Annotated in this window: 12 protein-coding genes and 1 tRNA gene; 7 read left to right on the top strand and 6 right to left on the bottom strand. The window is 40.0% G+C overall.

Features of this window, described 5'->3' with window-relative positions; genetic code table 11:
• Nucleotides 1-22: 22 nt before the first annotated feature.
• Entirely contained in the window at nucleotides 23-1,057 is a 1,035-nt protein-coding gene (locus DVR12_RS03255; protein ID WP_116974011.1) for a FecR family protein, read from the bottom strand.
• Nucleotides 1,058-1,346: 289 nt separating this feature from the next.
• Here DVR12_RS03255 and DVR12_RS03250 point away from each other — a divergent pair, with 289 nt between their 5' ends.
• Nucleotides 1,347-2,183 (top strand): hypothetical protein, encoded by an 837-nt coding sequence (locus DVR12_RS03250; protein ID WP_116974010.1) that lies wholly within the window; start codon nucleotides 1,347-1,349, stop codon nucleotides 2,181-2,183.
• A 35-nt stretch (nucleotides 2,184-2,218) separates the two neighbouring features.
• Here the strand turns inward: DVR12_RS03250 and DVR12_RS03245 are convergent, their stop codons facing one another.
• On the bottom strand, nucleotides 2,219-2,830 hold the full coding sequence (locus tag DVR12_RS03245) for an RNA polymerase sigma factor (protein ID WP_116974009.1): 612 nt from the start codon (nucleotides 2,828-2,830) through the stop codon (nucleotides 2,219-2,221).
• 268 nt (nucleotides 2,831-3,098) lie between these two features.
• On the bottom strand, nucleotides 3,099-3,464 hold the full coding sequence (locus DVR12_RS03235) for a helix-turn-helix domain-containing protein (RefSeq protein WP_116974007.1): 366 nt from the start codon (nucleotides 3,462-3,464) through the stop codon (nucleotides 3,099-3,101).
• 535 nt (nucleotides 3,465-3,999) lie between these two features.
• On the opposite strand from DVR12_RS03235, the gene DVR12_RS03230 reads away from it, so the two are divergent.
• The 6 genes from DVR12_RS03230 (at nucleotide 4,000) to DVR12_RS03205 (ending at nucleotide 13,312) form a co-directional block, all read left to right on the top strand.
• On the top strand, nucleotides 4,000-7,146 hold the full coding sequence (locus DVR12_RS03230) for a SusC/RagA family TonB-linked outer membrane protein (RefSeq protein WP_116974006.1): 3,147 nt from the start codon (nucleotides 4,000-4,002) through the stop codon (nucleotides 7,144-7,146).
• 23 nt (nucleotides 7,147-7,169) lie between these two features.
• Nucleotides 7,170-9,071: a RagB/SusD family nutrient uptake outer membrane protein gene (locus tag DVR12_RS03225; RefSeq protein WP_116974005.1), complete on the top strand. Its 1,902-nt coding sequence runs from the start codon at nucleotides 7,170-7,172 to the stop codon at nucleotides 9,069-9,071.
• A gap of 23 nt (nucleotides 9,072-9,094) precedes the next feature.
• Nucleotides 9,095-10,264 carry a DUF5000 domain-containing lipoprotein gene (locus DVR12_RS03220; protein ID WP_116974004.1) on the top strand — a complete coding sequence of 390 codons (1,170 nt, stop codon included), beginning with the start codon at nucleotides 9,095-9,097 and terminating at the stop codon, nucleotides 10,262-10,264.
• A gap of 24 nt (nucleotides 10,265-10,288) precedes the next feature.
• Nucleotides 10,289-11,392: a DUF4998 domain-containing protein gene (locus DVR12_RS03215; RefSeq protein ID WP_116974003.1), complete on the top strand. Its 1,104-nt coding sequence runs from the start codon at nucleotides 10,289-10,291 to the stop codon at nucleotides 11,390-11,392.
• 90 nt (nucleotides 11,393-11,482) lie between these two features.
• A tRNA-Pro gene (locus DVR12_RS03210) sits at nucleotides 11,483-11,556 on the top strand.
• A gap of 331 nt (nucleotides 11,557-11,887) precedes the next feature.
• Complete coding sequence (locus DVR12_RS03205) at nucleotides 11,888-13,312, top strand: site-specific integrase (protein ID WP_158563188.1); 1,425 nt, start codon at nucleotides 11,888-11,890, stop codon at nucleotides 13,310-13,312.
• Between the two features lie 580 nt (nucleotides 13,313-13,892).
• Here the strand turns inward: DVR12_RS03205 and DVR12_RS03195 are convergent.
• The 3 genes from DVR12_RS03195 to DVR12_RS03185 are packed head-to-tail and all read right to left on the bottom strand — an operon-like array spanning nucleotide 13,893 to nucleotide 15,299.
• Entirely contained in the window at nucleotides 13,893-14,702 is an 810-nt protein-coding gene (locus DVR12_RS03195) for a reverse transcriptase family protein (protein WP_116974000.1), read from the bottom strand.
• Nucleotides 14,703-14,706: 4 nt separating this feature from the next.
• Nucleotides 14,707-14,994, bottom strand: a complete 288-nt coding sequence (locus DVR12_RS03190; protein ID WP_116973999.1) for a helix-turn-helix domain-containing protein — start codon at nucleotides 14,992-14,994, stop codon at nucleotides 14,707-14,709.
• Between the two features lie 23 nt (nucleotides 14,995-15,017).
• On the bottom strand, nucleotides 15,018-15,299 hold the full coding sequence (locus tag DVR12_RS03185) for a hypothetical protein (protein ID WP_116973998.1): 282 nt from the start codon (nucleotides 15,297-15,299) through the stop codon (nucleotides 15,018-15,020).
• Between the last annotated feature and the right edge of the window lie 243 nt (nucleotides 15,300-15,542).

The following is a 15,542-nucleotide window of genomic DNA, read 5'->3' as shown; positions in this document are numbered from 1 at the left end:
ATATGATCAGCGGCGATTTTCATTACTTGTGAATCCAAATTTCATCGCCTCTTTGGTTGAATCTTGTACGAAATACTTTACTTAGTTGTATCATCATTGTATCCGGGTCATAAATTATTGGCATAGACCCGGAAACCTTATAATTCAGAAGTTGTGAGTCACGAACAATTAATGTTTTTCCAAACACCTGTCGCATGAATACAGCCACATCGGCCAATGAAAAATCGTCCATTACTAATTTGCCGGATTTCCATGCAGTATACTGATCTACAGCTACTTTCCTTTTAGAGTAGCTACCATCCTGCTTGCTGTACCTGATCATTTCTCCAGGTTTGAGATACAGGGAAGTAGCTTTACTATTACGCAGTTCATTTATATTCAGAAGGATACTACCTGTTTCAAGCACCACTACGATTTCATTTCCTATACTGTTTACATTGAATTGAGTGCCTAATACCTTTACATCCAGGTTATCGTATGTATGCACTATGAACGGCTGACTGGAAACAGTATGTTTAACATTAAAAAAAGCTTCTCCATCCAGCCAGACTTCCCGTTGCATATTTGCATTCTCAGAAAACAACAGTTTTGAGTTTGCGTTTAGGGTAACGATAGAACTATCAGGTAACAATAGTTGTTTGGTTTCGCCCAGGCTGGTATGTGCGCTAACGAGAACGGGCCTACGTTTGTAGCTATTATAATATTGCCAGGCAGCCATAATTAAAACTCCGGCTACTATAGCGGCTGCATAACCCGTTAGCTGCTTCCATTTCCGGAATGGTCTGATAGCGGGGGCCTGCGAAGTTTTTTCTTCTTCTATCCCATTCCATATCGCTTCCAGGAGTTGATCTTTTGTTTCTTCGGAGATTTCGTATTTCTTAAACCTGATACCCAAAACCAGCTGGCGGGCCTGTTCTATTACAGCTGTCTTCTCCGGGTAATTTAATGCCCAGTTTTCCCAAAACACGTGCTTACTGCCCGGGTGCAAAACCCAGTGCTGAAAGGATTCGTCGAGCGCTAACTGACTGGCGGAATATGACAGGTAGTTTATAGCCACAAAACATGCACTTTTTAGTAAAGAGTAGTCAGTGAGTCAAATCTCATCACTTTTTTCAAAGTTTTTTTAAAAAATATCAGAATCAACTAATAATGAATGATTTAATATTTTTTACTAACGTCAACCACTATACTTTATTAATTAGTATACCAAAGTATTTCATTCGAAAATCATGTTGTTTGTCGACATACCTGGTTATCTGTCTACCAAGTTTTTTAGTTAAAAAAATTAAAATGAACATTGCATTGAAATATAGATTACTAATATCCTGACCACAAATCCTATTAAAATGCGGAGAAGTATTTTACCTATTGCCTTTATTCTGGTATTGACATTACAAATTTTTCAATCCTGTAAGAAAAATGAAGAAGAACCGCCTGTAACCAATAAGCCTGGCGACAGCCTGATTGCTTTTAAACTGGTTCGTGCAATCCATTGGACTGATGGAATTGAAGCTGAAGTATTGTATAATACTGACAGCACGTTAAAACAGATTAACTACAGTTTAGCAAGTCAAACCAGTTCAACAATTTTTGAGTGGGAGAATAAAAAAATAAAAACGATTTTTGAAGACAAGTCGCTTTATCAGAGTACCTATAGTTATGACAATGGCAGGATTTCAAATTATGTGATAGGAACCAAACAGCCGGGTTATCCTGTTACACATAAAATGGAATTTAGCTATAATACCAATGGGCAACCAAATAAGCTGAAATTCTCTACAACCAATGAAGCCGGAACTCAATTAAAAACCGAAACAACTTATGAATACAATAGTGGAGGTGATCTCATTAAGATTACGACTATTAATGGGAATTCAATTATTACAGATGTTATAGATCAATATTCTGACTCGGTGGTTTTTAATCCGTTAATTTTTGTTGCAGTAGGGCTTGCTGAAGGTTATACAATTAACAATTTACCGGTCCTAAGCAGGATGACGAAATTTCCGGCGAAAATTGTTCGTACTATAAAAAACGGGAATGATCCGGCGTATATTGACAGGGTAAGTGAGAACATTTGTAAGATCAGTAACAAACAGATCGATACAATTAAAGCAATAGTAACCTTCCCGAAAACGCCTCAAGGTGATAGAAATGTTACTGCAGCATTCGAGTATAAATAACTGAACTAAGAAGAATCTCCTAATTTCTTTTTTAATTAACTCTTTAAAAAGAGTAATAAGAGGGGAATTGGGAGATTTTTCTTTAGGATGCTTATTGCTTTGGAGATAGTGTTATAGACGGAGTCGACCTGCATAGACATAATATCGGCAACTTCCTGGTAGCTAAGGTTTTGATAGAACCGGAGGTAGATGGCTTCTCGTTGTCGTTTGGTTAGCTGGCTGAGGGCAGCATGCAGTAGTCTTTTTTGTTCTTCGAGGGTTTCGAGTTGAATTAACTGATGTTCTTTAGAGATTGAGAAGTCGAATTCGAAGGAATCCCAGGATTCGGGGTGATGGTACCGTTGATTATTTTTTGCGGCTTTCAGTAAGCGGCGTCTTAGGCTACTAATCAGGTAGTAGCGAACATTTCGTATATCCGCAGCCAGGTGTTCTTTGCTAATCCACAGGTCCTGAAATAAGTCTTGTAGGCAATCTTTTACCAGGTTAGTCTGCTGGCAAAAATGCATACCGTAATGGTATAGGTCGTTTATATGTTCTTCGTAGATAGCGGCAAAAGCGTTGCGGTCACCTTGTCTAAATAATTCCCAAAGTGAGGAATGAGAGGTAACTACATGCAAGCCAACATTTATGGCTTTCCCTGTATCCATACGATTTTGGTTGATATCCTAAAGCTATCAATTAATCTTTGATCTTCAAATTTTTTTGGTACGGGATATGACATTGTTGATATATGTCATTAAACCTGAACAAGATGAGACCAATAAATTTTTATCTATTAACCGGGATACTATTCTTATTTAGTAGTTGCCAAGTGATTGGTGGAATTTTTAAAGCGGGAGTTTGGACTGGAATTATTTGTGTTGCAGTAGTAGTTGGATTGATTGTGTTTTTAGTTACACGAGGAGGAAAGCGAAACTAGTCTCGTTTTTTTTCCTGTTGTAATTTGAGCATTGCTTCCAACAATTCGATACGTTTACGTTCTGTTTCGAGTAACTGGTCATAAAGGGCTACTATCTTTTCGATTGGATTGAATTGATAGTTGATGACTGTATTGTTCTGATCGTATATATTATTGATAATCACCTCTTCTTTAAAATTTCGTATAACATCAGGAGAGATATCCAGTGCTGCAGCTACTTTTTCGAGTCTTTTGTCGTCCATTGAATCTGCATTCTCCATTTTAGATAAAGCTTGCTGCGTAACGCCTAACCTGCGTGCCAGATCAGCCTGTTTGATGCCTCGGATCTCCCGTAGGCGGGCTATTTTCTGACCAATATTCATATAATAAAAAAATTTAGTGCTAAATGTACATTAAACAATTGAATAAGTAATTCTACAATCGGTCAAATCGTTTATTCACAACGTGTTAGCCAACAAGATATCGATTGCAATTGTAAAATACAACCTTTTCAGTTGTAATATACAACCAACTAAACTTGTATCGTCAATAATATATTGGAATCTTTGTTGACCTGATTAAGTGTAAAAAAGCCCTTTATTGATCCACGCGTGTAAGTTTAGCTTTTCAAGGGCCCAATATTAAGTTCCAACGTAAGATTTAAGAAGAAAATTTTCTGAAATAAGGCCTATGCCAGTATTTTTTAACAATTAAAATTGCAATCGATTACAAAAATGTAGGTTCCAGTTATGAAATAGAATACCGAAGCTAGTAGCAGCAGCGACATTTACCTAGTACTAACATTTACAAATGTCTTATTCATTATGAGCCACAGGATAAATACTCCTGTGGAATGAGCTTTTCATGTATATAACGTAAACGTATATACGAATTTATCAATCAAAATAATAATCACGTATGCAAAACAAGTTTTACGCCTTTCTGGTGGTAATTATCTTACTGCTATTCCGTCCGCCAGCCTTTGCCAGTCCTTTTCAAACTACTGATAAAGAAGTAAGAGGATTAGTTACAGATAGTACCGGAAGCCCAATTATCGGCGCTTCCATTGGCGTTAAGAACAAACCCGGAGTGGGGACTGCCTCCGATGTTAATGGTCGATACATCCTGAAAGTACCAACAAATGCAACTTTAATATTTAGCATGATAGGTTTTGCCCCGCAGGAAATACCTGTAGGCAGTCGTGAAGTCATCAACATTATTTTAAAAGCCTCCGCCAACCAGCTGAATGAAACAGTAATCGTAGCATTCGGAAAACAAAAGAAAGCAGATGTTGTTGGTGCCGTTACTACTATTAATCCGGCCGAACTCAAAATTCCCTCCAGTAACCTGACTACCGCCCTGGCAGGACGTATAGCCGGCGTAATCGGCTACCAACGCAGCGGAGAACCAGGGCAAGATAATGCCGACTTCTTCATTCGCGGTGTTACCACCTTTGGTTACAAAAAAGATCCGCTAATCCTGATTGATGGAATAGAGCTTACCGTAACTGACCTGGCCCGACTACAGCCAGATGATATAGCCAGCTTCTCTATCATGAAAGATGCCACCGCTACTTCATTATACGGCAGCAGAGCTGCCAACGGTGTTATACTCGTTACCACCAAAGAAGGTAAGGAAGGTAAAGCTGCAATAACCTTACGCCTCGAAAATTCAGTGGCTGCCCCTACCCGAAACGTAGAACTGGCAGACCCAATTACGTATATGCGCCTCAACAATGAGGCCGTGCTTACCAGAGACCCGCTTGGGCAACTCCCCTACACCGATCAGAAAATTGACAATACCATCAACGGAGTAAATCCATATGTTTATCCGTCTACCGATTGGAGGAAGTCGCTCTTTAAAAACTACACTACCAATCAACGCGCCAACCTGAACGTTAGTGGTGGAGGAAACATTGCACGATACTATGTTGCCGGATCTTTCAACCAGGATAACGGTATTCTGAAAGTAGACAAACGCAATAACTTCAACAGTAACATCGACCTAAAAAACTATTCGCTTCGTTCAAACGTCAATGTTAATGTTACTAAATCAACGGAACTGGCAATCAGGCTCAATGGATCGTTCGACGATTATAAAGGCCCGATAGATGGCGGTGCTTCTGTTTACAGAAATGTAATGCGCACCAATCCCGTTTATTTCCCTGCCTATTATCCGATGGATGAGGATCATAAATATGTACAGCATATTATGTTTGGAAATCATGAAGACGGTGGTTTTCTCCTTAACCCATATGCGGATATGGTAAAAGGTTATAAAAACTATTCCCGTTCTCTCATGGCCGCCCAGTTTGAAGTAAAACAGGATCTTGCTTCCCTCACAGAAGGCCTGAATTTCAGAACCATGGTGAATGTTACAAGAAACAGTTATTTTGATGTAACACGCGCCTACTTCCCATTCTGGTACCAACCCTCTTCCTACGATAAGCTAACCAATACGTATAAACTGGACCTGATGAATGAGGAAACAGGTACCGAATATCTCAATTACCTGCCGGGTACCAAAACCGTTAGTTCCAATTTCTACCTGGAATCAGCATTAAACTATAACCGGACTTTCCACAAAGACCATACACTCAGTGGATTGTTTGTATTCATGGTTAGAAATAACCTGACAGGTAATGGGGCCGACTTACAGGCATCCTTACCATTCAGAAACGTAGGCTTAGCCGGCCGTGGTACCTACTCCTATAAAAACAGGTATTACCTGGAGCTAAACTTTGGTTACAACGGGTCTGAACGTTTTCATGAGTCGCACCGCTGGGGCTTCTTCCCTTCCGCAGGTATGGCCTGGAGTGTTTCCAATGAACCATTCTTTGAGCAATATAAAAGCACCATCAACAACCTGAGATTACGCGCTACTTACGGCTTATCAGGTAATGATGCTATCGGAGACCCGAACGACAGGTTCATGTATCTCTCAAATGTGAACATGAATGATGGCAGTAAAGGAGCCGTATTTGGCCGTGATAATGGTTATTCGAGATCCGGTATATCATTATCACGATATGCAGACCCCAATATCAGCTGGGAGCTGGCTAAAAAGACAAATATTGGTCTGGAAGTCGGCTTATTCGGGAAGCTGGATATTCAGGCAGATATCTATACAGAGAAGCGCAGCAACATCCTGATGACACGTACTGCCACTCCGGCAACTATGGGGTTATCTGCACAGCCACGTGCTAATGTTGGAGCAGCAGAATCAAAAGGAATAGACCTTTCAGCAGATTATAATCACTCTTTTAATAAATCACTCTGGATACAGGGGCGTGCCAACTTCACCTATGCAACCAACAAATTCACCAGTTATGAAGAACCATCCTATGATGGTGCTCCATGGAAACTGCATGTTGGTTATCCGATTAATCAGCAATGGGGATACATAGCAGAAAGATTGTTTGTAGATGATCAGGAAGCGGCTAAATCGCCTCGTCAGAACTTTGGCGAATATGGAGGTGGCGATATCAAATTCCATGATGTAAATGGTGATGGTCAGATTACTTCGTTGGATATGGTACCACTCGGATATCCTACAACTCCTGAAATCACCTATGGATTCGGTTTCTCCGTAGGCTACAAAAAATTCGACTTCTCTGCATTCTTCCAGGGTCTGGGCAGAGAATCATTTTGGATCAATGCACGGGCCACTGCTCCTTTCATGACCTATTACTACGATAATGAATCTTTATCAGGCAGACCACAGAACCAATTACTGAAAGCATATGCCGATAGTCATTGGTCTGAAGAACACAGAGACCTCTATGCATTATGGCCACGCCTCAGCACAACAGGAATAGGTAATGACAACAATGCCCAGACCAGCACCTGGTTTATGAGAAATGGAGCCTTTATAAGATTGAAACAGATGGAAATAGGTTATACCGTCAGAGACTGGGCACATATATCAAAACTACGTATATACGCCAACGGTAGCAATCTGCTAACCTGGAGCAAATTTAAACTTTGGGATATTGAAATGGCTGGTAACGGATTAGGATATCCGATTCAGAGAGTATTTAACGTAGGTGCTTTAGCCACATTCTAATTCTTTTACTAAGTGATCTTAACATGAAAAAATTAATAATAATCTTCTCCGTACTAACGTTACCGACTATACTTAGTAGTTGTAAAAAGTATCTGGATATTGTTCCGGATAACGTAGCGACCATAGACTACGCTTTCAGGCTACGTTCTACAGCCGAAAGATATTTATTTACCTGCTACAATTATATGCCTGCACTGGGCAACTTTGATGGAAACCCGGGAAATGCGTCCGGAGATGAATATTGGTTGCCTGTAACCAACGGCTCCAATGCCTGGCAGATAGCAAGAGGGTTCCAGAATATCGTAAACTCATATATGAACTACTGGCAGGGCAACACAGGGGGTAAAGATTTGTTTGAAGGTATCAGGCAGTGTAATATCTTCCTTGATAACGTTGGTAAAGTACCTGATATGACAGATAGGGAAAGAGCCAGGTGGACAGCCGAAGCCCGATTCCTTAAAGCATATTATCACTACTGGTTATTCCAGATGTATGGACCGATTCCTCTTATCAAAACCAACATACCGGTTGGCGCGAGTAAAGAAGAAGTGTATCCGCCAAGAGATCCTGTAGATGCCTGCGTTAACTACATTGCAGAGCAACTTGATCTGGCCGCCCAGGATCTACCGGAAAAAATTGAAAGCGAAGTTTCCGAATTAGGAAGAGTAACCAAACCTATAGCCCTTACCGTTAAAGCACAGCTACTCGTTTTAGCCGCAAGTCCACTTTTCAACGGGAACCCTGACCATAGCGGATTTAAGGACCCTAATGGCACCTTACTTTTCGCCAATACCTATGATCAGGAAAAATGGGTTAAAGCTGCCAATGCCTGTAAGGAAGCACTCACACTTTGTGAGTCGCTGGGCTTCAAATTATATACTTTCAACCCACAATTTTTTCAATATAAAGTATCTGATACCATCAAAACGCAATTGAATATCAGAAATGCTGTTACTGAAAAATGGAACCCAGAGGTCATCTGGGGTAATACAAACAGTCTTGCTCAAAGTATTCAGGCCAATGCTATTCCAAGAGGGCTAGACCCATCTAAAACCGCCAACAGTTCCACTGTAGGTAATATTGCTCCTCCTTTGAAAATAGCAGAGATGTTCTATAGCAGTCATGGTGTTCCTATCACAGAAGATAAGACCTACGACTATAACGGTAGATTCAAGTTACGCTCTGGTACTTTAGCGTATAAACTTTATTTACAGGAAGGTTATCAGACCGTTGCCCTGCATTTCGACAGGGAGCCAAGATTCTATGCCGACCTGGGTTTTGATGGAGGTATATGGTATGGACAAGGTTATTTTAACGATAAAGGAACACTGTTTTTTGTATCAAGTAAAAAAGGTCAGCCTGCCAGCGCTCAAAATCAATCGTCCTATTCCGTTACAGGCTACTGGCCTAAGAAGCTTGTAAATTTCAACAATGTGATTGGAGACGGAACCACCTATACAATTCAAAGCTATCCGTGGCCAGTGTTACGTTTAGCGAATCTATATCTCCTTTATGCAGAAGCCATGAACGAAGCTAACGGCCCGAGTACTGAAGTTTACAAATATCTAAACCTGATCAGAGAAAGAGCCGGTATCCCATCAGTAGAAGATGCATGGACCAACTATTCCCGTAATCCAAACAAGTTTACCACGAAAGATGGCCTTAGAGACATAATACAACGGGAACGACTCATCGAAATGGCATTTGAAGGGCAGCGCTATTGGGATTTGAGAAGATGGAAAAAGTCGACCGAAGAGTTGAACAAACCAATAACAGGATGGGATCTGGCGCAGGAAGATGCACCAGCGTATTACAGAGAGAAAGTAATCTACAATCAAACATTTACGACCAGAGATTACCTATGGCCAATTCCTGAATCAGAGCTGTTAAGCAACAAGAAAATCAATCAAAATCCAGGCTGGTAAACCGGCTGAAAAAACTATTCAAAATGAAAAAGTACTATATAATATACTTGCTCATCACCCTGGTGGTATTTGGATGTAAAGATGAGAAACAAAAACCCATCAACACAGACCAGGCACCCGGGCCAGTGAGCAATGTACAAGCAACACCCATAGCAGGAGGCGCAAAGATCACCTACGACAGGCCTAAGGACGAAAGCCTGCTATATATAAAGGCTAAATACAATATCCGCCCTGGAGTTGAAAGGGAGGTAAAAGCATCCTATTATCAGAATACGCTGACGGTAGATGGATTTCCTGATACAATTGACTATACAGTAAAACTCTATGCAGTAAGCAGAGGAGGAAATGAATCGGCACCCGTAAGCGTTACAATCAATCCGCTTACTCCACCTGTTAAGGCAGTATTTCAAACACTGAAAATGACCAGTACATACGGGGGAGTTAGAGTTAACTTTAGTAATGATGCGGAAGCTGATGTAGTGATAACTGTATTAGCAGCTGATTCAACAAAAGACCTGGTGCCTTCAGAAACCTATTACACCAAAAGAAGGGAAGGAGTATTTGCCGCCAGAGGGTTTGACACTACCAGCCGTAAATTCGGTATATATGTACGTGACCGTTGGAATAACCATTCAGACACGCTATTTGCTACATTGACGCCAATGTTTGAGCAAAAGCTCGACAAATCGAAATTCAAGGAAGTAGATCTGCCTACCGACACTTATCAGCCGCACATCGGGAAAATTCCTAACCTGTGGGATGATAAACTAGGCGGAAATATCTTCCATACCAAACCAGGAAGTGGCCTCCCTCAATGGTTCACTTTTGACATGGGTGTTACTGCCACATTAAGTCGATTTAAGATTCACCATCGTGATGGAACTACTGATGGTCCGTATACCGGTGGTGATCCTAAGATCTATGAAATATGGGGCAGTAATAATCCTGCCAATGACGGTAGTTGGGATAGCTGGATACTCCTCTCCCGTTTTGAGTCTGTAAAGCCATCGGGTTTGCCGGAAGGAACAGTAACTACAGAGGATAAACAATTTGCGGTAGTAGATGGAGAAGATTTCGACTTCCCTGCCGATATCCCACCAGTAAGGTATTTACGTTTCAAAACCATTAAAGTATGGGGGGCATTGGACCATATGTACATAGCTGAACTTACTTTCTGGGGTAATGTAAAATGATTGCTCAACCTTTAATTAATTCTTATGAAATTATATCATTTATATATCCTTTTACTGGTGGGCTTATTGGCTTGCAGTAAAATGAATGATACATATAAAGACTTTATCAAAAACGGAGAAATCGTGTATGCGGGATCAGTAGATTCTGTAAAGTCGTGGCCTGGTAACAACCGCCTTCAGCTCTCCTGGCTGCTGAAAGACCCTACAGTTACACGGGGTAAGATCTATTGGAACAACAAAAATGATTCGATGGATCTCGAATTCAAACGGCAGTATGAAATAGATAGTTTCAAAGTGATTCTCTCACCTATGAAGGAAGGAGTATACTCCTTCGATATTTATACCTACGATGGAAAAGGGAATAAGTCGATAAAGGTTAGTAAAACCGGACAAGTATACGGTGAAAGATATATCAGCTCCCTCTTGCCACGTCCGATTCGCAGTGCCTTATATCTGAATGGAACGCTGACGATCACCTGGGGAACTCCGGACACCCAGGTATCAGGAACTGAAGTGAAGTTTAAAGACCGCGGCGGAATAGAGCAATTACTTACAATTCCAGCGGAAGCCAATACCACTACCATAACTCAATATGAGTATAAGGATGATAACCCTATAGCCTATACGACGATCTACAAACCTGACTCCAACGCCATAGATGAGTTTAAAACGGATTTTGAGGAAATAGTGGTAAAAGGCCCTCCTTTAGAGTATGCAAAAACCGGCTGGACAGCCACGGCTTCAGATTTTGATGAACCATCAGGTCGTGGTCCGGCTAACGCTATAGATAATAACATCAATACAGTATGGCATATGTCGAAAGTCGCCAACTCGAACTATCCGCATACTTTAAAGGTAGATATGGGCGTAGAAAACCTGGTTACCGGATTTACCTTTAATCAGCGTTTACCGCTTGACGGAGCCGTGAAGCTGATAGAGATTGAGATCAGTAACGATAATCAGACCTGGCGTTCCTTAGGAGCCTTTACATTGCTATCGATCAATGATAAGCAATTCCTGGACCTAACAGAGGCAGAGACTTTCAGGTCTTTCAAAATAATCGTCAGATCGGACTATAAGAACTCGACATACACTGCACTGGCAGAGGTAGGAGTTTATAAGCGATAAACAAGTAGCGCATATTCGCTGGCGGATATGCGCTACCTTTTTTTTATATTAATTAAATAATTATGTACATTTGCCTCCCACCGGAAATTTCGGGACGTAGCGCAGCCCGGTAGCGCACTAGCATGGGGTGCTAGGGGTCGCAAGTTCGAATCTTGTCGTCCCGACTTTTAGCCGATTTTTTCTGTAATGAAAAATTACGAAATAGGCCGAAAAGCCCGCAGATATTGTATCTGCGGGCTTTTTCATTTTTCCCGCATATCAATTTATTTCATCGAATTTCAATGTATTAGCTGAGTAATCCCGTGAGTAGGTAGTCGAGTAACTTTAGCTACTCAACGTAAATTCTCAGTTATATGTAAGTTATTAAAAAGCAAATCATTGCATTTGATATCATCTTATTCCAATTGATATCAGCATACTTTGATCTACTCATTTATTGAACTCCGTGGGGCCGATCCAGTGAGTAATTATTGTTCATTTTAAATGAGAGAAAAAATGAGAAGTGAAAACACATTCGGCGTAACATTCTCCATTCGCCAAAACAAGAACAAGAGGAAAGACTACTCTGTGTTTGCCAGAATTACCTGTAACAATTCTCCTGAGCGAGAAATCACTATTAAAGGCGGTTTTAATTCGGAAGATTGGGATGAGGCCCGACGTTGGCCATTGCAAACCACCCAGGAATTGAAGGAACTATCTACCTACCTCGAAAAAGTGAAAGCCAAACTAACGACCATCTTCCAGGAACTTGAATTGAAGGAAGGGGTATTATCTGCAGAGAACATTAAAAACCATTACCTGGGCATTGGCCCGGATGTTCAGAAGGTAACCATGTTACAACTTTGCAAAATTGCTTATGATAAGTACAAAAGTGAAATTAAACCAGGGAGCCTGAAGAACTATGGTGCTACCAATAGGTATCTTGAAAGGTATTGCAAACAAAAGTATGCCGCAGCAGATGTGCCACTCCGCCACTTAAATTTCAACTTTATTGATGGACTATATACCTATATCCTTCAGAACCCTATTAAACAAAACGATCCATGTAATAAGAATGGTGCGATGAAACATATGGAACGTGTCAAAAAGATGGTTTCATGGGCCGGTAAAAATGGTTGGTGTGAGAAAGACGTACTCAGTGATTTCTCCATTGACATCAAACGCAGAGAGACAGAGTACCTTAACTGGGAACAACTACAAAAAATTGAAACTATCAAGCTTAACACTCCTGTACAGGAACTCGTCAGGGCAATATTTGTTTTTTGCTGTTATACAGGTATGGCTCCTGTTGATGTTCAAAATCTCAGACCAAGCCAGCTATCGACTGATATAAATGGCAACGTATGGATGACATACGGCAGGGCTAAAAGCGAGGTTCCTGCCTGGGTTCCCCTCCTACCGAAAGCTAAAGATATTCTGGAACAATTTGGATTAGAATCAGGTGCCACCTATAGGAAAACAGTATTTGCCTACGTTAGCAACAAAGTTCTTAACGACAACCTTAAGGTTATTGGGTTAGCATGTGGAATTGAAAAGGATCTTCATGCCTATATGGCAAGGCATACTTTTGCTACCACAGTAACCCTACAAATGGGGGTGCCACCAGAAGTATTGCAAATTATGATGGGTCATGAAAAAATAGAAACAACCATGATTTATGCCAGGGTTGGAAATCCATTAATCCTAATGTACATGCAACGTGTGCAACAGCGGATATTAAAAGGCGATACTATAGGCACGCATGGTATAGATGAACAGAAGTTTATAGCTCTGCTGGAACAGATAGCACCGAATGTACTGGAGAAAGTGTTTACGACAGTACTAATGCCAAAACTAATGGAGGTAGTCTCTAACAATAACCATATTCAGAGTTCTAGTAATAGCAATTCTCTTCAATTATTAGAAGAGGCTTGTCAATAAACAAAACAATGGTATAGGCATTTTTGCCTATACCATTGTTCTAAAATTATTTTATTGGGCTTCTCCCCTACAGAACACAGAACAAGGAAAAACTAAATACCTAATTAAGCAATGATTGTTTCCTGTACTTCTCTAGCTATATCAGGTCTAACGGGCATAAAATAAGAAAGGCTATACAAAAGATAGGTTACAGTAATACTACCAGGTCCAAACACCTAATATCAGAGATATAGCACCTAAAAAAATCAACAGTCTTGCAACTACCTTTCCAATACGCTCTAAAAAGGTATTCCATACCGCAGAGCGGTAATTTGGAAAATTTTGTAACCCACCTTCTCCCCTACGGTAGAATTCACGTCTGCTGATTATAACCCTTAGAAAGATTCCTGGTATCAAAAAGATGAAGCCCAAAATGAGCAAATAAACGCTACCCATATGGTTATTATTGAGAGTAAACAATACATGAATTTAGTAAATCTCAATGACTTTTCCACCGCATTTATACGGCAGTAAAACTAATAACGTTTATTCGATGATTGACAGCTAGCTACCTTTCGCTCATACAGTTTAAAGTAACGGCTTATTTTATTCTTTTAGGACTAAACCCAGCAAAATAAATACCTAGGCCCTTTCTTGTATGAGCAGGGGTGAGAGGATCGGAATACTTCGCTAAATGTTTCTTCGTAGGCAGTAAATTATTTTGCCCGATACTAATTCCTGTAATTTCTATACGTCCTTTTTTGTAAACAGTTTTTTTGTAACTAATCAAAAATCCATTTTGATTAATTATGTCGACAATCTTTGGTATAAGATCTTTAAAATCAACTTGACAGGAAAAACCCAAATCATCTACATACCTCGTATAAGTAATTTGATGATCATTACAAAAGTTTAAAAGATCATTATCCATTTGTAATCCGACAATATTGGCTAGAAAAGGGCTGGTTGGTGGCCCTTGTGGCAAATGCCCATTTAAGGTAGTTAATTCTGTTAACAGGTGGCAAACTTTTTGCGAAAATCCCAGCCCACGTAAGGCATCATAAACTTTTTTATTGCTAACAAAATCGAAATAAGATTTTAAATCTGTATGCAATTTATAAAGTTTGCCCTGATGCGCTTTTGTATTTGTTACATTTCCCCTGCCTACAACACTACCATGTACATGAGGCGGCAGAGGAATTTTTCGAAATATCCGTGTATGAATTCGATTATGAAGATCTCTAAGATTTTTTTTGCTAGGAAAGAAATGTCGGAATTGCTCCACTCCTTTCTCAAATCCTTTCGTTTGAGAAAAGTGGTAATAATACTTATCTTTTTCTGAAATCAGATGTTCCATCTCTTCGATAGAATATCCTAATACTGCTTGAAGGTGAAGGAGAGACTGAATCATATAGCTAATCAATCAATTCATGAACAAACTTCTTCAACAATGGTTCTAACAATTTAAAGTGTGGCACTCTTTCTGCCGGGATATCTTTCTCATCCAGAGAAAGAAAAAAAATAAATGGAAGTGGGGTCGATAATTCTGAGCTTATTCGCTCTAGCAACGCAATGTTCGGCAGCTTCTTGTTATTTTCTATTTGCGACAAATAAGTCTGAGTAATATCCAGGTTTTCTGCCAGTTGCCCTTGCTTCAATCCCATTTTCTCACGCAACTGTAATATGGTCATTCCTAAGTTCATAATAAAAGAAATTAAGTGGACGGTTAAAGAAGTTTATCGATCAGATTACTAATTGTATGGGGCAGATTGTTCAACGTATCTCCAATCTTTTCGCTTACAGAAGGTAACAGCAAGAATTTTAGCAACAATTCTACAATTACAGCAGCACGTTGCATCCGATCATCTTTCTTTTTCAGCTTCTCATATTCTCTAAGATGATCAATAACTCTTTCTAAAAGATCAACACCTTCAACCGTCATGGAACCACGGTTCTTTAACAATTTTTGAAGCCCTTCAATGAGGGCGCTGTTTGTCGTTTTGGACATAAAAAAAGATTTTTTGTTAAAGCAGCAATACTACTGCCCTGTCCATTGCAGGTATGGCTTAGATAGACCGTGGTTCACACTTAAAATAATCACTTAATTTTTCCTGTCCTTATGAATATATCAAGGCTATCCAGAATATGGAGCCATAATACAACCCGGTGGATAATAACATCCGGTACTCCTAAAAAACCCGGAGAACTATAACGGATAGGTACTATTGAATCTGTAAATAATAATAATAAT

It is taken from the genome of Chitinophaga silvatica (assembly GCF_003419895.1).
GTDB lineage: Bacteria > Bacteroidota > Bacteroidia > Chitinophagales > Chitinophagaceae > Chitinophaga > Chitinophaga silvatica.
The sequence above is the reverse complement of the archived record's forward strand: the minus strand, read 5'-3'. Positions and strand labels throughout refer to the sequence as shown.